The sequence below is a fragment of the Bacillus testis genome (assembly GCF_001243895.1).
GTDB classification, from domain to species: domain Bacteria; phylum Bacillota; class Bacilli; order Bacillales; family DSM-1321; genus Bacillus_AD; species Bacillus_AD testis.
The window spans coordinates 1,911,474-1,938,045 of record NZ_LN851186.1 but is presented as its reverse complement, the minus strand read 5'-3'; the positions used below and the strand labels follow the sequence as shown (position 1 = coordinate 1,938,045).

The following is a 26,572-nucleotide window of genomic DNA, read 5'->3' as shown; positions in this document are numbered from 1 at the left end:
AAGGTTACCCCCCTTAATTAATATAGATTTTATAACCCGGTATAGTTCCGGGTCTTTTTTTTGATCCCGAAAGGCCCTACCGGGTTCAGCAGGGCCTCGAATGAAGCTATTTGATATACTCATTGCTGACAAGGAACCTTTTTATCACTTCGGTCGGGATGGTGAATTCGCAAACTCCCATATATCCCGGCGCTACTTCATATTCATCGAACGAGATGACTAATTGATTTTGGGCGTTGACATAAAAGTTTTGATCTTTTTTGATCTTTGTGAAGACTCCTGTATAAGGCAGATCATTCTCCGGATCAAGCCAATAATGGACATCTTCGTCTTTTTCCATTTGATGTTTCATTTGTGTAATGATATTGCGGCTAATCGCCTCCACATAACCTTCATTTTTGAATAAGCTAGGCAAGGTAATGAAGATTTGGCGTTTGAGATCGATTGTATCGTACTCTATTTGCGTAGAGGCCGACCCTTGCGACACTACTTTATACCTGCCAATCGATAACAGCTGGCCATTATCTGTCACCACCTTATATCCGGCATCAACACCAAGATGGCCTCCCCCTTGCTTCTTCATCGCTTCCATTTCCTCTTTAAAATCCTTGAATAATTGTTTGTTTTCCGCTAAGTATTTCTCGTTCAACCCGTGTTCAAGCCCTTTATTCTCCATATGATGAATAGAAGGGACTTTAATATCCGCCGAAAATTGGCCATCATTATATGAGTACTCACGAAACGCCAATACTTCTACAAGTTTTCCGATCAGCGGCACCTCAGCTAATGATTTGGCTGCTGCAGGCGAAATATTGACCACGGATACAAGCAATAAAGCAGCGGCTGCAATTGCACTGCATACATATGCCATCCATGTCTTTCGTTTCTTTTTCTTCTTTTGTGCCCCGTTTATCGTGATGCCAACGTGAAGCGCTTGCGCCACAACTTGATCCAATTCTTTTGGGATTGAGATATTCATATATTCTTCCTTTAAACGATCCAGTTTCGGGTCCATTTGCTTGCTCCCCCTAATCATAATCTTCTTCTTTCAAGTTGATTTTCAGCCATTTTAAGGCTTTATACAGCCTCGTCTTAATCGTATTTGGATTCAAATCGAGTACCTGGGCAATCTCAACAATCTTCAAATCCTCGAAAAACCGCAGAATAACTACGGTTCGGTATTTTTCCGGCAGCTGATCCATCGCTTTTGCCAGATCGATGTTTTCATAATGATCGCGATGGTACGCGCTATGAAATTCTATCTTCTCACAGTCCATAATATCCACTCGCTTATATTTCCTCAGAAAATCAATCGATGTATTGACCACGATACGGTATAGCCAACTCTTGATGAATTCCGGCCGCTTATCATGCTGGATGGCAACAATACCTTTATGGATGGAATCCTGGACAATATCCAATGCATCCTCCTTGTTTTTTACGTAACTGTACGCTAAACGGTACAGGTTTTCCTTATGCTCTAGAACAAAAGGAATAAATATTTCTTCCATATATGGATCTTTCATCGCGCTAAACCCCTTCTCGATCCCTCTCTGGTGTAATCACTGACGTTATATGAACGGCTTGGCTGCTGAAAAAGTTTTTATCCTGTGTATTTTTTCTTGCATTTAAGTGGATGCCTTGCAATTGTGGACTGACCCTTCTAAAATAGCTCTTTTCTTCCTTGTATACTCCGTCCTTATCGATCGGGAGCAAGGAAGAAAACTAGTATAATTTATAATCTCTGTGATCTCTCCGTTTGTATATCATCCAATGTGAATATATTTTCTTTTTCTTATTGGACTATTTAGCAAGCTTTGCTCTAGTTATAGACAGAGTTTCTAGTCAATATACTTTGATAGTTGCAAGAAAAAGCCTTTATAAAAGAAATCATTTGTTTATTAAGATTGAAAAAAACTCGCCTATCCACTAAGCGAGTTTACTTATTTGTAGCCAACTAAAATGATTGATCTTTGAAATCAAATGTTCATTTGTGGCCGTTTTTGTTATACATCCAGAACTCTGGAAATATTACTGTTTCAGCTTGTTCCAACAATTCTTGTTCCTTCATTTATTCAACTTTCACTTGTATTTCCATTTTCACTCAATGTTTTTAAATAATACCATTTTTTCGTACGACTATTTTTCTAGATAAAGAATCAATTATTATCCCAAACTATTACAAAAGCCCTTACAGAGTACAATAAGGGCTTTGCATATTAAAACTTTGATTATTCAATATGATCCGCTACTATAGCTGGAATAGTGATTTTCCAACCGGCGGTACTTTTATAACTTTTAGTTCCAGCAATTTCTCCATATACTGTAACGATATCATCTTCAACAAAATCCGTTAATCCGTCATATTCAACCCAGATAATATCATTAAAATCATATCCATAAGAAGTCTGGGTAACAGCAAGTCTAATAGCTGTATAATGACCACTTTCTTGAATTTGAACAATTTGGCCAACGTATTTTACATATTGATCAGAATAGCGGTCAGGATTTTTCTTTAAATGACTATAATCAATTGTTTGAGCATTCGCTTTCTTTTCTGCTTCTGCTTGTTGTTTAGCGCGTAGCTCAGCTTGTTTCTTCGCTTCTTTTTCAGCTTCCTTCTTAGCAGCAGCTTCTTCTTTCTCTTTCTTCTCAGCAGCTTCTTTCTCAGCAGATTCTTTTTGCTGCGCTTCCTCTTTTGCATTTAAATCAGCCGCTTTTGCTTCTTTCGTTTTCTCGCTATCCACTTGTTTATCGTTAGTTTTGGTGTTTTCAGCTGGCACAGGATCAGCAAATATTCCTATAAGAACCAGTGATACAATGACCAATCCAAAACTACCACCTACATAAGCAAATTTTCTTTTTGCCTTACCGTTCTTTTTGATCATATCTTTGGCAGCAAGAACTAAAAAGACAATTCCTGCTAAAAACCCAACAATAAATAAAGTAGCCCCTAATCCAACCATTCTAAAAATCCCCCTTAAATTGTAGGGAGGTAAAGGGTGTTTCCATCCCATCCTTCCTTGACATCTAAAACATTATATTATTATATCATTTTAAATAGAGAGAATGTTTTAAAAAAGTACCTTTCTTGATATCCAAATAATAGAAACTGATATTTTACCTAGAATTATCAAGCCTTTAGCCTATCGAGAATTACTATTGGAATATGTTCAACCTATTCATTTTTATATGTTCATTACAATATTGCGTGTTTATACGTTAATTGCGCTTTATCAAACACTCTTTGCAAACAAATAAAAAACCGGCAGCTTCACTGACGGTAACATGTTTATCCTATTTTTTTCATTTCCCTTGTACTTTCGTTTTATCCGGACAGCAATGGCATTCTTCAGCACCTCCCCCCCACAACCCCAACTAGCAGCAGATATCCAAATCAGCCCAGAATTGCCCATTCTCCAATCTTGAAATTCCTTCATTTCCATCGCACCTATTTCCATAAAGGACTTGTATTTTTATGGCTGTCGTAGTAGCTATCACTGTAAAAAAACAAAGAAATTCTACCCACAGTAGATTATCCCTCCATTTTTTCGGGAATTAGACTTACAACCGGCATGATCTGGTTGCTCTCTTCCTATTCATATCATGCACTCCCATTAAAAAACCGGAACAGCAAAAAAGACGAAAGGTGTGAAAATAAAGATGAATAAAGTAAAAATATTCGTTAAAGAATTAAGCAAAAAAACAAAGGAGGATAGGGCTACTGGGCTGGCAGCCGAACAATCCTATTATTATACATTGTCGTTATTCCCAATGATGATCCTGCTCTTATCTATTATTCCCTATCTAAACCTTTCCACAGACCAAGTCATCTCTGCTATGGAAAAACTTCTGCCTGGAGAGACTACTTCCATGCTTAAAACAACAATCTTAGATATTATCGAGACCCGGAATGGCGGTTTATTGACTTTCGGGATTCTGGGCACCATTTGGTCGGCAAGCAATGGAATGAATGCCTTCATTCACAGCTCCAATATCGCGTTCGAAGTAAAAGAATCAAGAAACTTCATCGTTTCACGATTGATTTCAATCGGATTGACATTCGGTTTTATCTTTGCCATTATAGTGGTTCTAGTTCTGCCCGTATTCGGGAATGTCCTTATTGATGCTTTAAGCAAAATCATAGACTTATCTCCTGAAACGAAACTGATATTCAGTATAGTACGATATACCGTCGCTGTAGTTGTTATGGCCGCCATTCTATCGATTCTATATTTTGTTGCGCCGGATAAACGCTACCCTTTCAAGCATGTCATCCCCGGCGCGGCTATCGCTACAGTGGTTTGGTTGATCATTTCTCTAGGATTTTCATTTTATGTTTCCCATTTTGGCAACTATTCCTCTACCTATGGCAGTTTGGGAGGTTTTATCGTATTGATGCTTTGGCTGTACTTGACAGGCCTTGTATTTGTTGTCGGCGGAGAAATCAATGCGCTGCTATTCAAGCATAAAGTGCTTAAATCGAAGAAAGACTCTACCACTACCCATTATAATCAAACAATGTATTCAACAGAATCTTAAAAGGAAGTTTAATCGGCGGGGGTTTTCATTTCCCCCGCCTTTTATTAGTTAAACCATTTATGAACACTGCCTTTATTTTTCATTCAAGTTCAATAAAGCTGAAATGACTTCCGCACTTCCTGGTGTAAACATAAAAATAGAGATTGAGATACATATTATTCCAACGATGATAAAACCAACTTTTTTTTAACGAAGCCTTTTTCGGATATAAACCTTTAAAAATGAAAAACAATCCTAAAAATAAGATTAAAAAGTACCAAAAACCCATTATTACATCCCCCCTTTATTTGAAATCATTGATGAGCATCCCACAAATAAAAAACTGAATATCCCAATATCACGCCTTAAGTTCAAGCACAATTAATTTCCATTATATGTTATTTACAAGATAAATCAATAACCCCTTGCCGAGAACAATACACTTAACGGCAACAGATTTCTTTATTTTGTAATGAAGTGATTGGACGCCAAGACCTGAAGTTGCGATCTCCCGCTCCTTTTCCATAATCTGTATGATATACTGATAAAAAATAAAATACATAAAAAGGAAGGGATTATATGAATAAAGACGCTGTTTGGTTTCCAGATGAAAAGTGCCAAAAAACCCGCCTCTATAATTGGATGCAGCAATTGGGCTTTGTGGATTACGATTCTTTTTATAATCAATCCATCATGGATATTGATTGGTTTTGGAAGGAAGCAGACCACTTCCTCGGCCTGCAATGGAGCAAAAATTATGAAAGCGTTTTAAAAGCGAACGTGGACTGGAAATATCCCGTTTGGTTTGATGGCGGAGAGATGAATATCATTACAAACGCACTGACGAAATGGGCGGATCATCCCGTTGCCTCAGGAAAGACGGCCTTGATTTGGGAAGGCGATGACGGATCAAGTAAAAGATATACATTTTCCGAGCTTAATAAGGAAGTAGATCAAGCAGCCAGCGCATTTTTAAATCTGGGCATGCATAAAGGCGATATTGCCACCATCTATATGCCGATGATTCCGGAAACAGCCATTTCCATGCTTGCTTTAGCCAAGATTGGCTGCATTTTTTCGCCAGTCTTCTCCGGCTATGGGGCAGAAGCGGTCGCCACACGGATTCAAGCGGCACAGGCAAGCTATCTGATTACGGCTTCCTCTTATAAACGGCGCGGCAAAAAAATCGACATGAAAACGGAAGCAAACCGTGCCGTTGCCATGTGCCCCACCATCAAGAAGATCATTGTGGCAAACAGCGAAGAAATGGATTCAGCCGCATCTACCGAGTATGATATTGCATGGCACATGTTCCCTGAAAACCCCTCCCCTGTTGCGACTGCAGTGATGAAGGCGAATGATCCCTTAATGATCCTGTATACATCCGGCACAACAGGCAAACCAAAAGGAGCTGTCCACACGCATAGCGGGTTTCCAGTTAAAGCGGCGTTGGATGCGGCGCTTTGCATGGATGTCAGCGAAGGCGATACCTTCTTCTGGTACAGCGACATGGGCTGGATGATGGGGCCATTTATGTTATTTGGGGGCTTGGTCAATGGGGCTGCGATTGTCCTGTTTGAAGGTGTCCCTGATTATCCGTCCGCCGACCGCCTATGGAGCATCTGCGACGAACACCGCGTCACACAGCTCGGCATTTCTCCTACTCTTATCCGTTCACTCATGCCTCACGGAACGGATATTATCCAACATCACGATTTAACCTCCTTAAAAGCAATCGGTTCAACAGGCGAACCATGGAATCCCGATCCTTGGATGTGGTTATACAAGCATATATGTAAAAACAAAACACCGATCATCAATTATTCCGGAGGGACCGAAATTTCAGGCGGTATTCTCGGCAATGTAATGTTAAGGCCAATCACCCCCATTACCTTTAATTCACCGCTTCCCGGAATGGATGTGGATGTATTTGACGCGTCGGGCCACTCTGTCCGAAACGAAGTCGGCGAATTAGTGATCAAACAACCTTGGGTCGGCATGACTTCCGGATTTTGGAAAGAAAACAGCCGTTATGAGGATGCTTACTGGAATGTCTTCCCGAACACATGGGTCCATGGGGATTGGGTCACCTGTGACGATGAAGGTTTTTGGACGATTACCGGCCGCTCGGATGATATCTTAAATGTAGCTGGAAAACGATTAGGCCCTGCTGAGATGGAGTCTGTCCTTGTTAATCATCCCAGCGTGACAGAAAGTGCTTGCATCGGCATCCCGCACCCCGTCAAAGGTGAAACACCAGTTTGCTTTATCGTCCTTCACCACGTTTCGCCTACGGAACAACTAAAAGAAGAACTGACTCTTGCCATCGAAGCTTCACTCGGAAAAGCGCTAAAGCCGTCCGCTCTTTTCTTTGTCACTCAATTACCCAAAACAAGGAATGGAAAAGTCATGCGCCGGATTATTAAATCCGTGTTCCTTCATCAACCTTCAGGAGATCTATCCGCCCTTGAAAATCCAGAAGCAGTAGAGGAGATTGCCCAATTGGCTACATCCATGGCACATAATGAATAAAAGCATAGAATGGATCAAGATTTAAATGAATGGGTACAGCAGGAGGTGGAAAAATGGCACTTTATATCGTGCTGCTAGCTGGGCTATCAATCATCGCCCTGTATACCGCTTTCAAAACAAAAACGGTACGCAAAAGAAAAATAATGCTGCTTATAGGAGTTGCAACGACCGTTTTACTGCCTTTCTATATAGGCATCCTCACAGGATTTGCTTTTATTATTCTGTACGATGATGGCTTTGCAGGGATTGGAGGAGCCTATATAGGCTGGCTTTCATGTAGTGTGACAGGGATCATGATGATTCTTGCCGGATTATTCATGGACAAAAGGAATAACCGTCTGTTTAAAGAGACGGAACCGTATATATAGGAAAACAAAGGAGGTTATGCAGTATGGCAGCTTTCGGACTGTTATCGTTTATGGCCGGCCTAACACTATTCCTTTTATTCCTGATGGGAACCGTGTATTATGCACTGGCCTATCCGATCGCCAAACAGAAGAAAAAAAGGCTTCTTTCCGGCGTAGCCATGATTTTGCTTGGTTCACCGATCTTGTCGTTTGCTGTACACCAACTTTATATGAGAGTACTTTACAATTCCTATAAATATAAAGAAGCAGGCATGGCAAGCCTAATTGTGTTATTCCTTTGCCTCGCCATTGGAATCTTTCTGCTGGCATCCGGGATGTTCAGCAAACGAAAAAAGGCTTCATAGTCCCCTGGTATTTCATAAAAATCTATTATAAGACAGTCTAAGGCTGTCTTTTTTCTTTATAACAAATAAAAACCTAAACACAAGATGAACCCCACCTATCAAAGTTTTACATGATTGAAACAACTCCACTAAACATCCAAATCAGGCTACCTATTAGAAACGGATGGCTCAGTTTAAACAAAACGAGCATAGCCACTTTTAACTTGTAGTCTATCACTATCATTCTCTATGCCCGTAACTCTCTCTTTCAAAAGGCGCCATATCAACCATATCGTCTTCCCATTCTTCTAAATCCCTCAAATCTATCAGAATTGTGCCATAGTACAAGCCAATTTAGGATTCCTTAATACACTGGAGAAATCCTATCCGTTGATTACCGTAGAATTGATGCTTTAGACTTTTACTGAGAATAAAATCAACGGGGACTGTCCAAAAAGTCTACGGCTTTTTTTGGACAGCCCCCTTTTTTACAAAAAGGACTTCCTAATTAAACGGAAGTCCTTTTAAACATTATTCAATCTCATATGATTTATTATACAAATCGATATATTTGTTCATCTCTAAAAATTCTAATATTTCACGAGATACCTTGTCCAGATGTCTGCATAGGCTTGTTATCACTTAAACCAAGCGCCTCACCTGTTGAAGAATGGACTTCATGGAAAAGCTCTGGATTTTCTGCAAGTGACACTCCATATGAAGGGATCATTTCTTTAATTTTCGGTTCCCATTCTTTCATATATTGCGGGAAGCATTTATTAATGACTTCCAGCATGACGTGAACGGCTGTAGATGCACCCGGAGAAGCGCCAAGCAATGCAGCAATCGAACCTTCAGCACCTGTGATTACTTCTGTACCGAACTGAAGCGTTCCTTTACCGCCTGCTTCTGTATCTTTAATGACTTGGACACGCTGGCCTGCCACCACGATATCCCAATCTTCGCTTTTGGCATCCGGGATAAACTCTCTTAACTCTTCGATTCGTTGGTCTTTCGATAACATCAACTGTTGAACAAGATATTTGGTCAATGCCATGTTTTTTGCGCCTGCAGCCAACATGGTAAACACATTATTCGGCTTTACAGAAGCTAATAAGTCCATATTCGAACCTGTTTTCAAGAATTTTGGAGAAAAACCGGCAAACGGCCCAAACAACAATGTCTTTTTGTGATCGATATAACGGGTATCTAGATGCGGAACTGACATTGGCGGTGCACCAACCGCTGCTTTGCCGTATACCTTAGCATGATGCTGCTCTACCACTTCCGGATTCTTGCAAACAAGGAATAATCCACTGACCGGGAAACCGCCTACATGCTTGCTTTCAGGAATACCCGTTTTCTGCAATAATGGCAGGCTTCCACCGCCACCGCCTAGGAAGACGAATTTAGCTGTATGATATTCAAGCACACCGCTGTCACTATGCACTTTCACTTCCCAAAGGCCATCGCTTGTACGTTTAATATCCTCCACATTATGCCCGTATTTGACATCGACATGCCGATCCTCTAAATGGTCAAATAACATGCGTGTTAAAGCGCCGAAATTGACATCCGTTCCTGAATCTATTTTCGTTGCAGCAATCGGATCATCTGATTTCCGGCCTTCCATAATGAGCGGAATCCATTCTTTCAGTTTTGCTGGATCATCTGAAAATTCCATGCCCTCGAAAAGATGGTTTTTCGAAAGCGCTTCAAACCGTTTTCTTAAAAAATCCACATTACTCTCTCCCATTACCAAGCTCATATGTGGCAATGGCATGATAAAGTCGTGAGGATTGCTAATTAGATTATTTTTCACAAGGTAAGACCAGAATTGTCTTGAAAGCTGAAACTGCTCATTGATTTTAATCGCTTTGCTGATATCTACAGATCCGTCCGGTTTTTCGACGGTGTAGTTAAGCTCGCATAATGCAGAATGTCCAGTACCGGCATTGTTCCATTCGTTGGAACTTTCCTCTCCTGCTTTATCGAGTTTCTCGAATACCGTAATATTCCAATCAGGTACTAATTCTTTCAGGATTGTCCCCAGAGTCGCGCTCATGATACCGGCGCCAATTAAGATTACGTCTGTTCCAGTTTGTCTGTTACTCATTTTCCCCATCCTTATACCCTTATGATAATTTGCAGAAAGATGGAGGCGCTCACATTATGGCCGTAGCTAAACAGGACACATATGATCACACACACCTTCTCTGCATCAATGTAACCTAATTATAGTATATCGCTATTATTTGCAGATTGAAAATTTTTACTGTTAAAAATACATAAAATTTCATTTGACATTTGGAAAACAGGGCGAAGTTTGCTTATAACCCTCTGTTTTTTACTATATAATTATGCAAAAGCAATGAAAGGTTGCTCCATTATTCTGATATTCAGATAGAAAAAACGACGGATTTTATTTCCGTCGCTTATAAATAATAAACACCCCAAAAGTTAGATTTTCAGCTCTAACTTTTGGGGTGCAGCATTAGCAGGACTAACCTATGTCTTTTTGATTTAATCCATTAATTTAATTACCCAAAGAGAATGAAGGTCATTACGTTCTTTCATGATGTATGTTCTTCTAGACATTGCTCTCTATCTACCGGCAACTGTATTCTCCTAGTCTACTAATTCTCTTTCCTACACTATAAAAGCAAAGTATAGAATGAATAACAAACAAAGCACATACATAATTGGATGAACTTCTTTATAACGCTTTTGTGCCGCTAAACAAATTGGATAAAAAACAAAACCTAATCCAATCCCGATTGCCACACTAGAAGTAAGAGGCATCATAATAATGGTTAAAAAGGATGGAATGACAATTTCTAACTTAGACCAGTTTATTTTACTAATTTCCATTGCCATTAATGCACCTACAATAATTAATGCAGCTGATGTAACTTCCACTGAAATAACGGCAACAAGTGGTGAAAAGAACAAAGCAATCACAAAACAAGCTGCAATAACGACAGACGTAAAACCTGTTCTTCCTCCGACAGCAATACCAGCGGAAGATTCAACACTCGTAGCCGGTGTCGATGTCCCTAAAATAGCTCCAATTACACCAGCAGCAGAATCAGCAAGTAACCCTTTCCCGATATTTGGAATCTTATTATTTTTCATCATTCCTGCTTGACTAGTTAATGCAATTAATGCACCAGCTGTATCAAAGAAGGCAACAATTAAAAACGTGAAGATAACTGTCAGTATTTCCAGTGTGAAAATCTCATCTAAATGGGAAAATACAACGCCAAATGTCGGTTTAATGCTCGGTATATGTCCCACAATCGATGAAGGAACGTCTATTAATCCGAAAATCATTCCAACAATGGTTGTAATGATCATTCCGTAGAAAATCCCGCCGTTTATGCCACGTACTAACATAATAATTGTAATAACAAGGCCAATAATCGCCAACAGGGTCATAGGTGACGTTAAATCACCAATGGAAACAAATGTATCCGGATTGCCAACAATAATTCCACCATTTTTCAACCCAATAAATGTGATGAAAAATCCAATCCCAGCAGCGATTGCATGCTTTAAATCAACCGGAATGATATTAATGATCTTCTCCCGGATTTTCATTAAACTTAATAACATAAAAATGATTCCTGCAACGAAAACACCGGTTAAAGCGACTTGCCATTCGATTCCCATCCCAATACATACAGAAAAAGTGAAGAATGAATTCAGTCCCATACTAGGTGCAATTGCAATTGGGTAGTTAGCAAGTAAACCCATAAGTAGCGATCCGATAATCGCAGTAAGTGCAGTCGCAGTGAATACAGCCCCATTATCCATCCCGGATTGGCTTAGAATAAGCGGATTAACGACTAATATATATGCGATAGATAAAAAAGTCGTTATCCCTGCCAATGTTTCTTGCTTATAGGAAGTGTTCCGTTCTGCAAATTTAAAAAAGTCCTTCATGTTGTAGTCTCCTATTTGCCATATTAAAGATCGATAGGGAATGATTCTGAGATTAGTTTTACAACTAATTCCTTTTATTTTCTCATTAGATAATAAAAAAACTTTGACCATTATTTGGCCAAAGTTTTTCTACAAAATGGAATAAAAATATCATTTATTTCCCATTCCTTGTAGACAAGCTATTTATTGGTAGCTGGTAGAAACTTTCAAGCCGTATTCTTGAATTTATACAAGGTATATCTATTCTTTTTTTAAAACATTAGGAAGATTGTACCAAGCTCAATCTGAAATGTCAATGATATAAATTGGAAGAAGTGTTTGTTTATAAAAATATTTTAAAAAATGATAGTAAAACAACTCGGCGCAAAAGTCATAAAAATATATACGGTCCATCCTACCTTTTTTATTGCCACTTTCATTTTTCCCGTACCATAAACTTGACGGTTTGAATGAACAATCTCGACTATTTTAGATGAAAGTTCAGCTTCAAATGGTTTTATTTTCACCTGAGTGGCTAGGTCATGCACGTGTCGGCATCACGCTGGACATTTATTCGCATACCATTGAGGAAAAGAAAACGGCTGAACGTTTTGATGATCACTATAATGGACAAATTAGAAAATAAGATAACCGCAAACACTACGTCACCAAGTAGCTTGGCTACAAATTGATAAAAGCCTAATTCTGCACTTCGTTCTTCGTAACCGCCTTCAGTTGGACTATTTGCTATTTATATGTTTATAATCTGAGCGCCCCTTTGTTGGCTATATTTTTGTAATGGCACAACATGAAGCAAATAAAAAAGGAGCCAAAATCAGTGTTCCTCTGTTCGATGCGGATGATGTATTTGGTCGCTTAGATAATCGAAATGATATAATTCCAGAGAATTATGAAACGCGTATAAAAATACTTCCCACCTTATAGCTTTTAGACATACTCACACATCTTTTTAACAGAGGATGGCATAGATGTTAAAGAAATCCAAAAAATGTGCCATGCAGACATAAATACAACCATGAATATCCCGCATACATGACAAAAAAAAGAAAAGACCTCCCGCAAGTTCAATGAACTAACGAAAAATCTCCTTTAATTCCTAATTTCTAGGTCTTATTAAAATGAAAGTTAGAATTTCACCTTTCCCTTTCGAATCCTTATAAATCAAGGGTTCGTGGCGTTATTACATCTTAAAATGAGCCTCTTAAAAAATATAGAGGCTCATTTTTTCCACTGATAAAATTGTTTCAAATCGTTGAAATAGCTATATTTAATACGTTGCTCTTTTTGTAATCTACCTACAACAATCCCTGGAGCGATATTTATTTCCTCTGCGAATTTCATAACACTTGTTTTAGTAATCTGAGGTGAGGAAATGAATTTTTGATATCTTCTTTGGGGAATCATGATATTAGCGGAAAATGTATTAGCTTCATTTTCCTTTTCTATATAATTCTCTAAGGTTTCAATTCCTTCTATAAAAGTTTTGCGCTTTCCATGTAAAAGGATATGCCCCGCTTCATGAAAAAATGTAAACCATAGATGATCATTTGATTTATATCTTAGACTTAAAGCAATCATTGCTTTATTTGAATTTAACCATTTGGTCGCACCAGAAATTTTACATCCAGGAAGCTCTTGTAAAAAAACGACCACAACTCCTGCAGATGCACATAGTTCAATTAATTTAGGTACAAAAACATCTGGATTTTTTTCGTTTGTTAACTTCCTACATTCTTCAATTTTCTTTTTAAATTCACTTTCGTCGTATGGGTTACACTCAATATTCTGTGCTTCTATCTCAGCTTTTCGAATCCAAGCGGCTATTGCTCCTGGATTACTTTTGTCAGATTTTCTGAATGCTACATCGGGTTTAATTATGCCTTCCCAAACTTTTTCCCATGCATCTATAGTAGCTACACCAAAAAATTTCAACAACTCTCTAAGTTGTTCTACATCATCTTTGGCCTCTTGAATCCAGCCTCTCTTTTTTAATTCATTAATTGGAAAACCTTTAATCCAATTTTCATTTCCCTTAAGTTTCTCTCTTTCTTTTTCCCTGGCTAATGCTTCTCTATAATTACTTTCAAGATTATTCCAAAAACGTGCAGGTACACCTAATACTTTTTCAAACTGTAACGCAGTTTCAGGTGTAATCGCTATTGTCCCTTTTATAATACCATTTATTGTTTTCATAGGCCTACCAGTTCTTTGGGATAATTCCGCTTGAGTTATCCCTTTTGCCTCGATTGTTTCCAATAGAGTTTCACCCGGGGGGATAATATACTCATATTCAAAATCAAAATTTTGTTCAGTCATGATAATCAACCACCTCTATAATTAAAATGGTTTTAATGTGTTCCCAATCGTATCCTCCATCTTTTTTCAATGCAGGAGGATCATCAGAAGGTTCAAATATTAACCGGTAGGGCTCTTTTAAAGTCACGGCAAACTGGTTATCTCTATTTTGTCCTAATTGATGACATGCCGGTCCAGGCAAAGTTGCAATTTCAGCTAGATTTTCTGCTCCTTTAAATTCATTCATTCTTGTCTGCAGCTTCCTTGCTATTTGGGGACCCCATTTTTTGACCATTTCTCTTGGTTCAAATTGTTTTCTTAATTTATTGGTTTTAAATTTAATATCCATTAGTATTCTCCTGTTTCCAGGAAATCATTCACCCCAACGGTTAATAAAAATCTCTAATGCCTTTATTTTACAGTTAGATATAAGTTTTGTAAACAAATATGAATAACATATGTAAAAAAGTTCAAGGTGAATATTCCCATGTAATTGCTAAATTTAACCACCTATATTTTAACACAGTTCTGTATTATTTTAGCTAAAGAAGAATTTTCTTGCAATTTTAGCAAATATACAGGTTCCGTTCACACTCAGCTTTTATAATCTAAATTCCTTCAATATCTAAAGAATAAAAAAGTACTTGTAATATACTGCCCCCCAAAAGTTAGAGGTGAAAATCTAACTTTTGGCATCAAGTGCTGAACCAAGCATTTAAGCAGGCTGTTAAATGGAAGACGCTTTCCTTTAACCCAGTCGCAGAAGCAGATCCACCTTCTGTTAAAAAGGTGGAAATGATGATTTGAGCCCCAGAGGAAATTCATTCTTTTCTAGAAGCATGCAAAAAGGAACGTCATTATATCACCTTCCTTTAAGTTATCTACACTGGTATTCGGAAAGGAGAACTATTCGGATTGAAGTGGAATGATATAGATTTTAACAGAGAAGTCATTCATATAAAAAGAACACTGACACATATTAAGTAGCCGATATCTTCCATGTGACCATGGAGAAGAATAGCGTGAGCAAATGCCGATTCAATAGTGAAAGCATGAGGTAAATATATAAACAAAAAAAGCCTCAATACCTTGTCTACCAAAGGATTGAGGCTTATCATTTCGTATGCTGTGTAAGGGATTCAAACCTCCGACCCCATCCCCGTCAAAGAAAGAACAACCAAAAAGACAGGCCTAAGAAAATCAAACTCCCCCTCATGCCTGCACCTCATTTAACCTCCTAATCACTCATACTCTTTCTCAAATTCAATCGTGCTTCTAACCGTATCAATCGGTCTTACCAGCTTTTCGATTTGCTCGCGGTTCGGTTCCAGGAATGGCGGCAATGATAGTTTCTCTCCGACTGTTTCATACGATTCGTCGCCCATAAAGCCGGGGCCGTCTGTTGCGAATTCAAACAGGATTTGCGGAGCGACACGGGCATATAAGGATTCGAAGAAATGGCGGTTCACATAGCCGGAAGTATGGAAGCCGAAGCTCTCCATTCTTTCTGTCCATTCATCGAGCACTGCTCGGTCCGCTACACGGAATGCGGCATGATGAACCGTGCCGTAGCCTTGGCGTGCCGCAGGAAACACATCATTATGCTCGACGATGACCTGTGCTCCGTTGCCGCCCTCTCCCACTTCGAACAAATGGAACGAACCTTCGTTAGCTATTTCTTTAAGCAGCATGACTTGTTCAAGCATTTGCTTGAAGTACGGAAAATCGGCGATTCGGACAAAAATGGGACCGAGGCCTGTGATGGCGTATTCTAATGGAATCGGACCTTTTTGCCAAGGCGTACCGGATTTTACTCCTTGATTATGTTCATCCGAAATCAACTGATACTGCTGATCGTCAAAATCGACAAAGGAAAGGGTTTTCTTGCCGAATTGTTCTTTTATGCCTGTATGTGCCACTTCCAGGCGGTTAAAACGTTTCACCCAATAGTCTAGCGCTGCATCTGAAGGCACCCGGAACGATGTTTTGGCGATTTCATTCGTTCCGTGGACTCCTTTCGGGATATTTGGGAAATCAAAAAATGTCATATCTGTTCCAGCGCTGCCTTTATCATCGGCGAAGAACAGGTGGTACGTTTGGATATCATCCTGGTTCACTGTTTTCTTCACTAAGCGCATGCCTAATACGTAGGTAAAAAACGCATAGTTTTTTTCCGCTGAACTTGTAATCGCCGTCACATGGTGTATTCCTCTTAAATGATTCATATTCTTATTCCTCCCGCCAATTTTTTAAGAAGCATTTTATTCTTGGGTTATAAAACGATTTCTATTATCTCTAATTCGAGATATACAATTAAAAAAACATAAAATGAATTATTATTTCTATTTAAATTATCTTTACTTCGAAATAAATTTACCATACCATTCTTATCCATGTCAAAGAATTAACTTATGAGCTTTGCTTGTTTACTCCAAAATCATCCCCCCTAATGCACTTTCTGCCGATACCGATCCCTCTTGAATGATTGATTGGATTCTTAGTCCAGCCATACTATTGGAATCAATGAAAGAATAAGGTCATTTATTTGCTATTTAATAGAAAGGAATGATACGCTTTGCACTGCAATTCATACACAGAGGAGGAGTTTCGATGTCATTAAATATGCAAAAAGAAATTCATTTGGCCAATCGGCCGGAAGGAATGCCAACAAACAACGATTTTAGATTTGTGGAAAGTGAAGTGCCTTCGCCAAACGACAAGCAAGTTTTAGTGCGGACACTCTATTTATCTGTCGATCCATATATGCGCGGCAGAATGCAGGACGTTAAATCATATATCGCACCGTTCGAATTGGATAAAGTGATTGTCGGCGGCGTTGTTGCTGAGGTGGTGGAATCGAAATCAGAATCATTCAAACAGGGAGACGTCGTAGTCGGCACCTTAAATTGGGCTGAATATTCCGTTGCAGATGAAAACACCATCAGAAAAATCGATCCTAAGGTAGCGCCTGTTACCACCCATTTAGGCATTCTGGGGATGCCAGGTTTGACGGCCTATTTTGGACTCCTTGATATCGGCAAACCGCAAGAAGGAGAAACAGTTGTTGTTTCCGGTGCGGCAGGAGCAGTCGGCTCCGTTGTCGGCCAAATTGCCAAACTAAAAGGAGCAAGAGTCGTAGGGATTGCCGGTTCAGACAAGAAAATCGACTATTTAAAGAACGAACTGGGTTTTGACGCTGCTGTCAATTATAAGAAAGAAAGTTTCGCAGATGATTTAGCGGAGGCTCTGCCGAATGGTGTGGATGTTTATTATGACAACGTCGGCGGCGAAGTGACAGATGCTGTGTTCACTCACCTTAACAGAAACGCCCGAATTCCATTATGCGGTGCCATTTCTTCCTATAACGCAGCCGGAAAAGACGTCGGCCCTCGCATTCAATCAGCAATGATCAAAACCAGCGCTTTAATGAAAGGCTTTACCATCGGCGATTATTCATCGCGTTTCCCTGAAGCAGCAGTTGATTTGGGAAAATGGCTGCAGCAAGGAAAATTAAAGTATGAAGAAACAATTGTGGAAGGATTTGAACGCATACCTGAAGCTTTCCTAGGACTGTTCAAAGGAAAAAACCTTGGAAAACAATTGGTCAAAGTGGCAGATCCTAAGTACGCTGACATTAATCGATAAACAGCAAATAAGCCGCCGGAGTTCGTTCCGGCGGCTTATTTTTGTTTATCATTCGGTTGCGTCTATACGCACAATAATCTTGCCTATATTTTTATTGGCTTCCATATATTCATGGGCTTTTTGAATATCTTCCAATGAAAAGACCGTATCCACAATCGGTTTCACTTTACCTTGCAGGAATAATGGCATAGCTCTTTGCACAAATTCATCGGTTAAGTCCCTTTTATATTCATCGCTTCTAGGTGTTAGAAGAGTCCCTTTCAATTGCAGCCTTTTCAGCATGATTTGCATAATATCCACTTTTTCAACCACTGTGCCGCCAAGAACGCCAATCAACACCCATCGGCCGTCGATGTTGATGCTCTTCAGGTTTTTCTCCCAGTAGGAAGCGCCGATGAAGTCCAAAATGACATCCGCGCCTTTATTGCCGGTGGCACCCAACACTTCTTCTTCAAATGACTGCTCTTTATAATTGATGCAGACATCCGCTCCAAGTGATTGGCAAAAATCCAGTTTTCTTTGCGAACCGGCAGTTGTGATGATCTTCGCTTTGGTCAATTGCTTGGCTAGTTGGATGGCTGCGGTGCCTACTCCGCTCCCGCCCGCATGAATCAAAACAGTATTATCATCTGTCAATCCACCCAGCCAAAAGAGCGTTTGATAAGCTGTCAAAAATACTTCAGGGATTGCCGCTGCCTCTTCGTAAGACAGATTGTCCGGAATGATCATCGCCCGATCTGCCGGCATGACGGCATATTCAGCATATCCTCCTCCATTGACAAGGCCCATAACACGCGTTCCGATTTTAATATTTGTATCTTTAGCGGCTTCCACCACTTCTCCGGAAATTTCAATGCCAAGTACCGGATTCTTCATATAGCCGGTCTTCCCTTCCCTCGACATAAGATCCGTTCTATTAATGGCACAAGCTTTTACTTTTATTAACAATTCGCCGTCGCGAATTACAGGTTTTTCTATGTTTACAACCTGAAGCTGTTCTGCACCGCCTGGTAGTTTTACAGTGACTGCTTTCATTATCTCTTTTCATCCCCCTTACTATTAGTAACCAACTTACATGATCATACTATCCCTTCATATGCAGAGCAAATTATCCATCTTAAATCCTTACCCGCTCTGTCTTTAAATAATCATCATTTTATTAAGTGCACCGAATCCAAAAAGCCTGCAGAGGAAGTTCCCTGCAGACTAAACGTAAAATCTATTAAACAAAAGATACAGCGGGAACAGGCATTCCCTAATCATTCGCAGCTTCACTGCGCAGATGGCCAAAGTCCGAGTAACCGTAATCATGTAAACCGTAACCTGTACACCGTCATCCGTTTGCTAAATTGAATAGACAGAAGTCTCATTTAACTTGCTTGAACAAGTAATCCGATACGCCCGGATCAATGCGTCCGCCTACTTCGCCGCTGTACCCAATGAACCGGCTTTTACACCGGCTATCAAAATAGAAGAATTCTATTCTCATAGCCAGGTAAAAACCAAAATAGATTGTCGATCAAGAGATGCAGCATCCCATTTCTTGTTCGTATCTTAGCACCATTCCATGTTTAGAAATCCGTAATTAAGGTTACATTTTTAGAAGAACCACAGTTTTATAGGAGGGATTTTAGGATGAATATATACGAACAACAAAAGGATGGACAACCAGAGCAAACACAGCAACAACAGCCTGGGATTGAATCGGAGATGAAGCCACTTCCTATTCAGCCTAAAGACTATTCCGGCAGCGGCAAGCTTAAAGACCGGGTTGCCTTAATCACAGGCGGCGACAGCGGAATCGGACGCGCTGTTGCGATTGCTTATGCAAAAGAAGGAGCTCACGTCGCCGTGAACTATCTGAATGAAGACAGCGATGCGGAAGAAACCAAACAATTGATTGAAAAAGAAGGGGTCAAATGCCTTCTGCTTCCCGGCGATGTATCACAGGAAGCGGTATGCAAGGATTTAATCAAGAAAACAGTGGATGAATTCGGCAAGTTGGATATCCTCGTCAATAACGCAGCCGTACAATTTCCTACAGAGAACATTGAAGACATAACAGCTGAACAATGGGATCAAACATTCCGAACCAATATGTATTCCGTTTTTTATATGAGCAAGCATGCAGTGCCACATATGAAACAAGGCCATTCAATCATTAATACAACATCGGTTAATCCGTATGTAGGCAACCCAACCTTAATAGACTATACAGCGACAAAAGGCGCGATTGTCGGTTTTACGCGCAGCCTTGCCCAGAACCTTGCAAAAAAAGGAATCCGGGTGAATATGGTTGCTCCGGGCCCCATTTGGACTCCCCTCATTCCGGCTACTTTTGACGGACAAAGCGTCTCAAAATTCGGTACCGATACACCGCTTGGCCGCCCAGGACAACCGGCAGACCTTGCAGGCGCCTATGTCCTTCTCGCATCAGATGAAGGAGCTTATATTACTGGACAGTGCATCCATGTAAATGGTGGCATGGCAATGTCTTCATGATGCGGCTATTGCAAAGCAAGCCTTCTGCATGTGAATGCGGAAGGCTTTTTTCATGCTTTTCCTACTCCTCATACAATCAAAACTTCCTCGTACAGGCACCTCATTATTCAATGTCCTAGTAGAAATGCCAGGTTTTTATTTAGGCAAACAGCCTTATTTCCTCTTTAGAGATGAGGCGGTTGCGATTCCTTGCCATATCAATGGTGCAGGGTCCCCTTCAGCCATGGCCGCTGACCGACAGTGCCAATGGGGATTTGGATTAAGCTGGTCAGTCCTTGGCGGTCCATTTGATAGATGGAATCGCATACTTTGACATCGAACCCGAGAAGAGGATGTCCCTGCAAACCAATAGCCGACGCTGCCAACAGTACCCGCTGGACAAGCATTCCCGCTTCCATTTGCTGTATGCGGTAGCCTCTGTACCCGAGGGGCGACCCGAAAGAATCTTTGGCCCCTGCCACATGCAGACAAAGCGGCACCTGCAGCATATTCACATTATCGAGCGATAGGCTGTACTGCAGCTGAAGCCGATGGTCCCCCGGCCTGATCAGCTTAAGAGCATGGGCCACCCCGTCATATCGGTAGGCCCCAGATGGAATGCCTTCAACGCCATGTAAACAAATATAGATGGATACACGCGGCAAACCATTGCTATCGGAGTCATCCAAATCGTTCCTGTACAAAAAAGATGCAGAAGCTTCCTGCAATAATACTGCCAGTTGCTCCTGGCTGATCGTTTGCATCCTAAAATCCATCTCCGGGGAAAAACGCTGATGGCAAGCCTCTGCCAAATCATACGGCAGAGGCTCCACAAAAGGCAGCTTTATGTCAGCGCCTTCGCTATCCATTTGTTCGACTGTGCCTGCTTTCCGGGCGCATGGCAGCATTTCGATCATGGAAGCTTCATTCAGTTCAATCAGTTTAGGAAACTCTTTCACTCTTTGCGATCGGACATAATGGGCAAATTGTGTTTCAGAAAGTTCTCTGCACAGGCTTTCTGCCGAAATAGAACCTTCTATTCCCCTACCCGCAAAAGACCAGTTGAGCGGCTCAACCGTTAAGGGAATGACCGCATATACGCTCTCTTCCTTTTCATCTATACCAAGCAAATGGTTGATGGCCCTGTCAAGGAACTGGAAATACACCCCTGATGCAAAGCCGAACCGTTTTGACACCTCCATTAATTGCCCCATTAGCACACCGGCATCCAATCCTTGCAGACGATAGGCGAAATTATTGTATTTGAAAAAGTTCTTCCAAAACATCGTCGAGACAAAAACCGTCCCATAACAACTGGAAATATCGCAATTTTTCCCGATAGCCCGGGTTATATAATCATCGAAATTACCTTCCCTCAATAACACTAATCGATGATGGGCGACATCATAATGGTAGACTCCGGAAGGCAAATCAGCCAGCTTAAGATAAATATATAATTCATTTGGATACAGAGCACCCCCAGAAGCAGGAAAACGGCGGAAGGACTGAATGATTTCCGGCTCGCCGTCTTCAGTAGGAATCACCGATTGGCTTACTTGCGCCAAGCCATACACATACCAAAGAAAATGGCCGATCCTTTCAAGGTCAGGTTCCCTCGGCTCTGATTCTTCCAATTTCAGCGGGATATCCGCTGAAAGAGGTATGACTGGAAGATTACGGTAGAGTTTATAAGAGAGCGGTGCATCCTCCCAATCGATTTCCCAGCCGAGCGGCGTAATCTTTTCAGGGTCTGTATGAAGATGGTGCAGAAATTCCTCAAGTTGCATCCCCCAACCTCCTGTCACTATTTATGGAAATGGATGCGGATACGGATTAAGCTGGCCGTACGTCAATGCTGCTTCCTTATATCCGAGCATCTTAGGCACCTCAAGCACCCTTTCAAGCCCTTGTACACGGGTCAGGTGGTGGCCGAAAGTCATCGGAAGCATGCCAGGAATCAATACTTTTACGCAATGAAGCCCGTTTCGTTTGATCTCCGGTACTGTCTGGTCCACCACGATGACATCCAATTTCCTTTCATGCAGTTTTTGAAGGACGTCCACAAGATCATCTTTTAAGTCAGCACGAACCGGTCTGTCTGCAAACTCTTCACTAAAACTCCGCAATGGTCGATTATGATCCAGTAAAAACCCTAATCGGCCCTCGGTCTCAGGTAAGCCGAACAGCATTCCATGATCCTCCATTTGTTGGACAAGCATTGGATTGTGCAGCATCTTTTCGTAATTCGGCCGATTATTTACAAATTTTTCATCCAACGTCAGCATCATACCGCCCAGCTCATGCATGGCGCTTTTGGCCGCCCTCACAGGATCCAGGTGGGCGCCAGCGGCACAGATGATATTCAATCCTTCTTGCTTCCTGTTTTTCGCCATCGCCCAAACACTTGGAATGCCATGCTCCATCATAGCGTTATATAAAAAGGTATCATAGCCCGCGACTGCTTTCGCCCGCTCAATCATCAGCTGCAATTCCCGGTCATCTGCCGTGCGGGGATCCAGGCGAGGAAGTGGAAGCTGTCCGTACCAAGTCAGTAAAAACGAATCGCGTTCAACGACTTCCATGATGCCGTAAAAAATCGCTTCCTCCAAACTTCCGCCTAATGCGCAGCCATTCGATGTTTCAAAGACAAACCCTTCACCGCAACCCAGGCTGTAATACGCAAGCAATTCCGGAACGAGCAATGGACGATCTTCTAAAAAGGAATAGCCCCACACCCAATTCATCGGTGTGTCTGGATCAAATGGCCGGAAAGGGAAATCAGCCTGTTCGTAATGGTCCTTGGAATGCACGCCTACCTCAAGAGGATTCAGCGCCTCATCCTTCAGATTGCTGTAGCTGTCATAGATAACTGTCCTTTTGCCTTTAGGGTCCATGCCGCAATACCGTTCCAAGCCTTCCAAAATGGCCGTCAACTCGCTTGTGGCATATGAATTGGTTCGTCCCGCGGCACCTTCGTCTCCTATGAATAAAGGCAGGTTGACGCTCGCATCCGCAAATGGAGGAACAAGATCCAGCATTTTTTGATTTAAAAAACCTGTCTTGTGATCCAAGTAATCCTTGGCAAGGACTTTCCCAAGCTCAGCCATTGGACGAGTGCGGTAACTGTCCGGATTTGATTTGCGGCTGGGCTGCAGGGAAATGCGGGCGGAGGCTTTTGAATCATCCGGCAATCGGCCGCACTGCACACACAACGAATCAGGAAGGAAAGAATGCCAGGAAAGCCCAAGTGTTTTAAGATCAATGAAGGCTAAACGCCCTTCCGTTAAAGCTTGTTTCCCCTCCAATATCGTTTGTACCTCAGCTCCGATCAGGCTGGCCATCTGCATAAATCCCGGCCTTGAAGCAGCGGCATCCCGAGGTACTCCTCCCTGTTCCTGCAGCTTCCTTCTCAACGCCCACATCTCTTTGCGGTCGCGGCCTGCCATCAGTTGCCTTTGGTCGGCACACTGCGAACAACCGGGTTTTCCCGGAAGTACCAAGGGCCCGACTACGCCCTCCCCAAATGACACGAAACTTCTGAGCCAAGGGATTCCGGCTTCCTTGAATCGTTCTTCCGCTTCCAAATGGACTGAGGGATGCCAGGCATCATCCAATACAAGAGCCATTTCCGTTGCTGCCGGGATATCTGCGGGAAAGTCGGAATGGATAATCTGAATCTGCCTTCTGTTGCCCAATTCTTCTAGCACGCAATCTGCAAGGAGTCCGCTTCCGCTGACCCATACGGCTTTCTTCACGTTAATTCCCCCTTGCTAAGCAGCACTCCAATCACTTCGATCGGTTCTGCTTTCGTAAAAGGTTCTATCTCGACTTCGACAGCCATGAGCTGGAAGCCATTTTCAGCCATTACGGATCTAGCAGCCTGCACCATTTCTAGATGGCTTTCCGGTTTACTTGTTGGAATGTCCAACTTCTGTACTACCGTTGCTTTCTCCTGCATAAAAGGAGCCCTATTGGATGCCTTTTCTCCGGAAGATTGTTGAATTTCCATAATCGCCTCCACCACAGCATTTCGAAGGGCCGAAGTGGCATTCAGCCCGACTGCCCCGTACCAGCTGCCTTCTACGCCGACCCAAACAACAGGGAAACCATGCACTTCTTTTCCCAAGCCGATGACAGACTCTCCTCGCAGTGTCGTTAAGGACTGCAAATAAAAGCGGCAGCGTTCATCCTCTATTTCTCCTAATTCAACCGGTACAATGATGTCTTGTGCCTTCTGTTTCCGGAACTCGTCGTCCAAACACCTCTGTAAACCGCGGCAAACACATTCGGCAAACGTCTCTCCCGCCCCGATTCCAATAAATTGGTGTTCATCTGTGCCGGTTATGTCTTCCATAGACATGAATAGTGACCTGATCGGTTGATGGCAGGCTGCAGTAACATAGGCTTCCACTCCCATCAGCCCTGCTTCCTTTCTTGCCTCTTCATGCGTCAAACCTGCAGCTACACTTGCAGGCAATAGCTCTGCCGGCCCCTCGGATACGGGATCTGCAGCCTGTATGCGGCACAGTGACAATGGCAATTGATTAAGATTTCCTTCTTCCCAACAATGAAAAATCCCGGATTGTGGAGAAGTTAACTGACTAAAATAAAGAAACCATTTACCTTCTTTAACTGAACGGCGCCCTTGTTCAAGCCTTTGGTCGATATCGGTCACCTTGCAAGCCGATGCCCGGCCGGTTACCGCAGGATGAGGTGCAAAGGAATGCCACTGGCCTTCCAAGGTTTCTGCATTAAGAAAATAAAACTTTGGCCCTTGAAGATCCCTTTTTACATCAGTTATGTGTTTGAACAACTCAAAGGTGATCACATTGGCCAGCATAGCCCCGGTTGTCGATGAATACGCGGATTGCTCTCCTTTCTCTTCAAGCGCCGTTCGATGCAGCCGGCGCCAAGCGGATTCCCAACATCCCTCGGAATCCGGTTGAACAAGAGGACCGGCCAGCCCGCTCCCATTCAAGAAAATAGCGGGGATGAACACGATCTTTTCCTGTCTGCATACACGATGGATCGCCTGCAATTCCGCTATATTTCCTTCCTGTGATACATACAGGACAGCATCAAATGATTGCCTTTTTTCATGCCGTGATTTTATCATTTCAACTGGCGGGCATCCCACTGTTTCGCTAACCTTCACCTCGTGATCACTCGTTCGGGCCTCATCTACGATCTCCTTAATCCGTTCCCTGCTGGTCGGCACTTCCTCAGTAAGCGAAATCTGGAATGCTGGCAAACCTGTTTTAAGCAACGCTGAAACCAAAGAAATAAAAAAAGGGCCAGAACCGACCGCCAATACGTTCGATTGGCGATACTGCTGAAAACGATATGCACCAGAGCCTCCGAAATGGTCCAAAAATTCAATTTGAGAACCATGCTTCTTTAAGATATAATCCGGCAGGGTGCTGGGGAGGTCCTTGCTGACGTCCCGAACAAAACCATTGGCAAAAAGCGTTTCAGCAATTTCCATTACTCTGTTCCGGTAAGAACCCGGCAACCCATCCGTAAGCTCTTTTAACGTATACTCGCCGTTCAGCATGGGCAACAGCTTATCAAGCCACTGAACAATTGTCTCGCCTTCCATTCGAAAAGAACTAGCATTATTGCGAAAATACATCCCTTTGTCTGTATCCGGAATAAAAAACGTGTCCCTATTGACTTTCAAACGCATAGACGGAATTACATTTGTCATCCCGCTCCTCCCTTCCAAACACTAGCTGTTCTAAAACCTATAACAACCTTTTCATTCTCATCTTATGTAAGACATTTTGTCTCATATGCAAAAACTCTGCATGGAAAAGCCCCCGCAAATACTCTTGCAGGGACATTTTTTCGGTCGTTCCATATATATAGCAGGATCAGCGGCCGCATCGGCCACAACGGCCGCAGCCTCCACAACCTCCACATCTTCCACATCCTCCGCAGCCTCCGCATCTTCCGAAGCCTCCGCAGCCGAAACAAAAGAAACAGCCAAAACAGCCGAAGCCAAAACCGATCAGCCGTGAATCGTCGGTTGAATAGGCGGTCTGGTTCCAGGGAACTAGCTCACTTGTGTAATAATCGCCAAGATTCAATGTCTGAAGTTGACTTTGAAATTCATTCATCTTGTTACCTCCACATATTTTTTTATAATCTTTGAGCAGAGGAAAGAAAACGAAACGTTTGCCATCCTTCAAGTACTCTCCCCACAAAATATGTGTGAATGTCGGGGGTTGCTACTTTTATAGAAGCCTATTTATCAAATACAGTCCAAATCAGGCAAATACATACTAGGATAAGATACGGTGCTTAAGTCCTCTATAACATATCTTTTTAGTGCATATTGCTTGAATTATGTCAAAATAAAGAACATTATAGAAAGCGGAAACATACTTGGTGGTTATCATTTATGTATGCGATTACATATATCGCCACTAGGTTTCTAAATGGACAAATAAGGGAGAGATG

At 41.8% G+C, this 26,572-nt stretch carries 21 protein-coding genes and 1 riboswitch; of the genes, 7 read left to right on the top strand and 14 right to left on the bottom strand.

Going from position 1 to position 26,572, the window contains the following annotated elements; genetic code table 11:
- Positions 1 to 106: 106 nt before the first annotated feature.
- The 4 genes from BN1765_RS09890 to BN1765_RS09875 all read right to left on the bottom strand — a co-directional run bounded on the left by BN1765_RS09890 (position 107) and on the right by BN1765_RS09875 (position 3,440).
- Positions 107 to 1,015, bottom strand: a complete 909-nt coding sequence (locus tag BN1765_RS09890) for an anti-sigma-V factor RsiV (RefSeq protein WP_050614968.1) — start codon at positions 1,013 to 1,015, stop codon at positions 107 to 109.
- A 13-nt stretch (positions 1,016 to 1,028) separates the two neighbouring features.
- Positions 1,029 to 1,526, bottom strand: a complete 498-nt coding sequence (locus BN1765_RS09885; RefSeq protein WP_050614967.1) for a sigma-70 family RNA polymerase sigma factor — start codon at positions 1,524 to 1,526, stop codon at positions 1,029 to 1,031.
- 705 nt (positions 1,527 to 2,231) lie between these two features.
- Positions 2,232 to 2,966 (bottom strand): hypothetical protein, encoded by a 735-nt coding sequence (locus BN1765_RS09880; protein WP_050614966.1) that lies wholly within the window; start codon positions 2,964 to 2,966, stop codon positions 2,232 to 2,234.
- 270 nt (positions 2,967 to 3,236) lie between these two features.
- The gene (locus BN1765_RS09875; RefSeq protein ID WP_147554171.1) at positions 3,237 to 3,440 is read right to left on the bottom strand and encodes a hypothetical protein; all 204 of its coding nucleotides are present in this window, start codon (positions 3,438 to 3,440) and stop codon (positions 3,237 to 3,239) included.
- A gap of 223 nt (positions 3,441 to 3,663) precedes the next feature.
- Between BN1765_RS09875 and BN1765_RS09870 the strand changes: the two genes are divergently transcribed.
- From BN1765_RS09870 to BN1765_RS09850, 4 genes are all read left to right on the top strand, one after another.
- Positions 3,664 to 4,542 (top strand): YihY/virulence factor BrkB family protein, encoded by an 879-nt coding sequence (locus BN1765_RS09870; RefSeq protein WP_050614964.1) that lies wholly within the window; start codon positions 3,664 to 3,666, stop codon positions 4,540 to 4,542.
- A 558-nt stretch (positions 4,543 to 5,100) separates the two neighbouring features.
- Positions 5,101 to 7,053, top strand: coding sequence for an AMP-binding protein (locus tag BN1765_RS09860; protein ID WP_050614962.1), 1,953 nt, complete (start codon positions 5,101 to 5,103; stop codon positions 7,051 to 7,053).
- 53 nt (positions 7,054 to 7,106) lie between these two features.
- Entirely contained in the window at positions 7,107 to 7,421 is a 315-nt protein-coding gene (locus BN1765_RS09855) for a hypothetical protein (protein WP_050614961.1), read from the top strand.
- Between the two features lie 23 nt (positions 7,422 to 7,444).
- Positions 7,445 to 7,765 carry a hypothetical protein gene (locus BN1765_RS09850; RefSeq protein ID WP_050614960.1) on the top strand — a complete coding sequence of 107 codons (321 nt, stop codon included), beginning with the start codon at positions 7,445 to 7,447 and terminating at the stop codon, positions 7,763 to 7,765.
- A gap of 577 nt (positions 7,766 to 8,342) precedes the next feature.
- Here the strand turns inward: BN1765_RS09850 and BN1765_RS09845 are convergent.
- The 4 genes from BN1765_RS09845 to BN1765_RS09830 form a co-directional block, all read right to left on the bottom strand.
- Positions 8,343 to 9,860 carry a malate:quinone oxidoreductase gene (locus BN1765_RS09845; RefSeq protein ID WP_050614959.1) on the bottom strand — a complete coding sequence of 506 codons (1,518 nt, stop codon included), beginning with the start codon at positions 9,858 to 9,860 and terminating at the stop codon, positions 8,343 to 8,345.
- Positions 9,861 to 10,393: 533 nt separating this feature from the next.
- The gene (locus BN1765_RS09840; protein WP_050614958.1) at positions 10,394 to 11,689 is read right to left on the bottom strand and encodes an NCS2 family permease; all 1,296 of its coding nucleotides are present in this window, start codon (positions 11,687 to 11,689) and stop codon (positions 10,394 to 10,396) included.
- A gap of 151 nt (positions 11,690 to 11,840) precedes the next feature.
- A riboswitch (purine riboswitch) is annotated at positions 11,841 to 11,942 on the bottom strand.
- 965 nt (positions 11,943 to 12,907) lie between these two features.
- A complete protein-coding gene (locus BN1765_RS09835) occupies positions 12,908 to 14,005 on the bottom strand; it encodes an ImmA/IrrE family metallo-endopeptidase (RefSeq protein WP_050614957.1) in 1,098 nt (365 codons plus the stop codon).
- Entirely contained in the window at positions 13,998 to 14,333 is a 336-nt protein-coding gene (locus tag BN1765_RS09830) for a type II toxin-antitoxin system RelE/ParE family toxin (protein WP_050614956.1), read from the bottom strand. The genes BN1765_RS09835 and BN1765_RS09830 overlap by 8 nt, the downstream gene beginning before the upstream one ends.
- A gap of 530 nt (positions 14,334 to 14,863) precedes the next feature.
- On the opposite strand from BN1765_RS09830, the gene BN1765_RS20750 reads away from it, so the two are divergent.
- Positions 14,864 to 14,971 carry a tyrosine-type recombinase/integrase gene (locus BN1765_RS20750; protein WP_147554253.1) on the top strand — a complete coding sequence of 36 codons (108 nt, stop codon included), beginning with the start codon at positions 14,864 to 14,866 and terminating at the stop codon, positions 14,969 to 14,971.
- 254 nt (positions 14,972 to 15,225) lie between these two features.
- On the opposite strand, the gene BN1765_RS09825 is transcribed toward BN1765_RS20750, so the two are convergent.
- Positions 15,226 to 16,209 (bottom strand): ring-cleaving dioxygenase, encoded by a 984-nt coding sequence (locus BN1765_RS09825; protein WP_050614955.1) that lies wholly within the window; start codon positions 16,207 to 16,209, stop codon positions 15,226 to 15,228.
- A 385-nt stretch (positions 16,210 to 16,594) separates the two neighbouring features.
- On the opposite strand from BN1765_RS09825, the gene BN1765_RS09820 reads away from it, so the two are divergent.
- Positions 16,595 to 17,629 (top strand): NADP-dependent oxidoreductase, encoded by a 1,035-nt coding sequence (locus tag BN1765_RS09820; RefSeq protein WP_230199513.1) that lies wholly within the window; start codon positions 16,595 to 16,597, stop codon positions 17,627 to 17,629.
- 48 nt (positions 17,630 to 17,677) lie between these two features.
- Here BN1765_RS09820 and BN1765_RS09815 read toward each other — a convergent pair whose 3' ends face one another.
- Positions 17,678 to 18,664: an NAD(P)H-quinone oxidoreductase gene (locus BN1765_RS09815; protein WP_050614954.1), complete on the bottom strand. Its 987-nt coding sequence runs from the start codon at positions 18,662 to 18,664 to the stop codon at positions 17,678 to 17,680.
- 600 nt (positions 18,665 to 19,264) lie between these two features.
- On the opposite strand from BN1765_RS09815, the gene BN1765_RS09810 reads away from it, so the two are divergent.
- On the top strand, positions 19,265 to 20,131 hold the full coding sequence (locus BN1765_RS09810; protein WP_050614953.1) for an SDR family oxidoreductase: 867 nt from the start codon (positions 19,265 to 19,267) through the stop codon (positions 20,129 to 20,131).
- Between the two features lie 197 nt (positions 20,132 to 20,328).
- Here the strand turns inward: BN1765_RS09810 and BN1765_RS09805 are convergent, their stop codons facing one another.
- From BN1765_RS09805 to BN1765_RS19540, 4 genes are all read right to left on the bottom strand, one after another.
- Positions 20,329 to 21,897, bottom strand: coding sequence for a SagB family peptide dehydrogenase (locus tag BN1765_RS09805; protein WP_050614952.1), 1,569 nt, complete (start codon positions 21,895 to 21,897; stop codon positions 20,329 to 20,331).
- 21 nt (positions 21,898 to 21,918) lie between these two features.
- Positions 21,919 to 23,865 (bottom strand): TOMM precursor leader peptide-binding protein, encoded by a 1,947-nt coding sequence (locus BN1765_RS09800; protein WP_050614951.1) that lies wholly within the window; start codon positions 23,863 to 23,865, stop codon positions 21,919 to 21,921.
- Positions 23,862 to 25,817 carry a putative thiazole-containing bacteriocin maturation protein gene (locus BN1765_RS09795; protein ID WP_050614950.1) on the bottom strand — a complete coding sequence of 652 codons (1,956 nt, stop codon included), beginning with the start codon at positions 25,815 to 25,817 and terminating at the stop codon, positions 23,862 to 23,864. Before BN1765_RS09795 ends, BN1765_RS09800 begins: the two co-directional genes overlap by 4 nt.
- A 166-nt stretch (positions 25,818 to 25,983) precedes the next feature.
- Positions 25,984 to 26,229 (bottom strand): hypothetical protein, encoded by a 246-nt coding sequence (locus BN1765_RS19540; RefSeq protein ID WP_075050798.1) that lies wholly within the window; start codon positions 26,227 to 26,229, stop codon positions 25,984 to 25,986.
- Positions 26,230 to 26,572: the final 343 nt, after the last annotated feature.

What these genes read in the sequence shown, in the direction of transcription:
- BN1765_RS09890 (WP_050614968.1), bottom strand. Translation starts at nt 1,015, where the DNA reads ATGGACCCGAAACTGGATCGTTTAAAGGAAGAATATATGAATATCTCA.
- BN1765_RS09885 (WP_050614967.1), bottom strand. Translation starts at nt 1,526, where the DNA reads ATGAAAGATCCATATATGGAAGAAATATTTATTCCTTTTGTTCTAGAG.
- BN1765_RS09880 (WP_050614966.1), bottom strand. Translation starts at nt 2,966, where the DNA reads ATGGTTGGATTAGGGGCTACTTTATTTATTGTTGGGTTTTTAGCAGGA.
- BN1765_RS09875 (WP_147554171.1), bottom strand. Translation starts at nt 3,440, where the DNA reads ATGAAGGAATTTCAAGATTGGAGAATGGGCAATTCTGGGCTGATTTGG.
- BN1765_RS09870 (WP_050614964.1), top strand. Translation starts at nt 3,664, where the DNA reads ATGAATAAAGTAAAAATATTCGTTAAAGAATTAAGCAAAAAAACAAAG.
- BN1765_RS09860 (WP_050614962.1), top strand. Translation starts at nt 5,101, where the DNA reads ATGAATAAAGACGCTGTTTGGTTTCCAGATGAAAAGTGCCAAAAAACC.
- BN1765_RS09855 (WP_050614961.1), top strand. Translation starts at nt 7,107, where the DNA reads ATGGCACTTTATATCGTGCTGCTAGCTGGGCTATCAATCATCGCCCTG.
- BN1765_RS09850 (WP_050614960.1), top strand. Translation starts at nt 7,445, where the DNA reads ATGGCAGCTTTCGGACTGTTATCGTTTATGGCCGGCCTAACACTATTC.
- BN1765_RS09845 (WP_050614959.1), bottom strand. Translation starts at nt 9,860, where the DNA reads ATGAGTAACAGACAAACTGGAACAGACGTAATCTTAATTGGCGCCGGT.
- BN1765_RS09840 (WP_050614958.1), bottom strand. Translation starts at nt 11,689, where the DNA reads ATGAAGGACTTTTTTAAATTTGCAGAACGGAACACTTCCTATAAGCAA.
- BN1765_RS09835 (WP_050614957.1), bottom strand. Translation starts at nt 14,005, where the DNA reads ATGACTGAACAAAATTTTGATTTTGAATATGAGTATATTATCCCCCCG.
- BN1765_RS09830 (WP_050614956.1), bottom strand. Translation starts at nt 14,333, where the DNA reads ATGGATATTAAATTTAAAACCAATAAATTAAGAAAACAATTTGAACCA.
- BN1765_RS09825 (WP_050614955.1), bottom strand. Translation starts at nt 16,209, where the DNA reads ATGAATCATTTAAGAGGAATACACCATGTGACGGCGATTACAAGTTCA.
- BN1765_RS09820 (WP_230199513.1), top strand. Translation starts at nt 16,595, where the DNA reads ATGTCATTAAATATGCAAAAAGAAATTCATTTGGCCAATCGGCCGGAA.
- BN1765_RS09815 (WP_050614954.1), bottom strand. Translation starts at nt 18,664, where the DNA reads ATGAAAGCAGTCACTGTAAAACTACCAGGCGGTGCAGAACAGCTTCAG.
- BN1765_RS09810 (WP_050614953.1), top strand. Translation starts at nt 19,265, where the DNA reads ATGAATATATACGAACAACAAAAGGATGGACAACCAGAGCAAACACAG.
- BN1765_RS09805 (WP_050614952.1), bottom strand. Translation starts at nt 21,897, where the DNA reads ATGCAACTTGAGGAATTTCTGCACCATCTTCATACAGACCCTGAAAAG.
- BN1765_RS09795 (WP_050614950.1), bottom strand. Translation starts at nt 25,817, where the DNA reads ATGACAAATGTAATTCCGTCTATGCGTTTGAAAGTCAATAGGGACACG.
- BN1765_RS19540 (WP_075050798.1), bottom strand. Translation starts at nt 26,229, where the DNA reads ATGAATGAATTTCAAAGTCAACTTCAGACATTGAATCTTGGCGATTAT.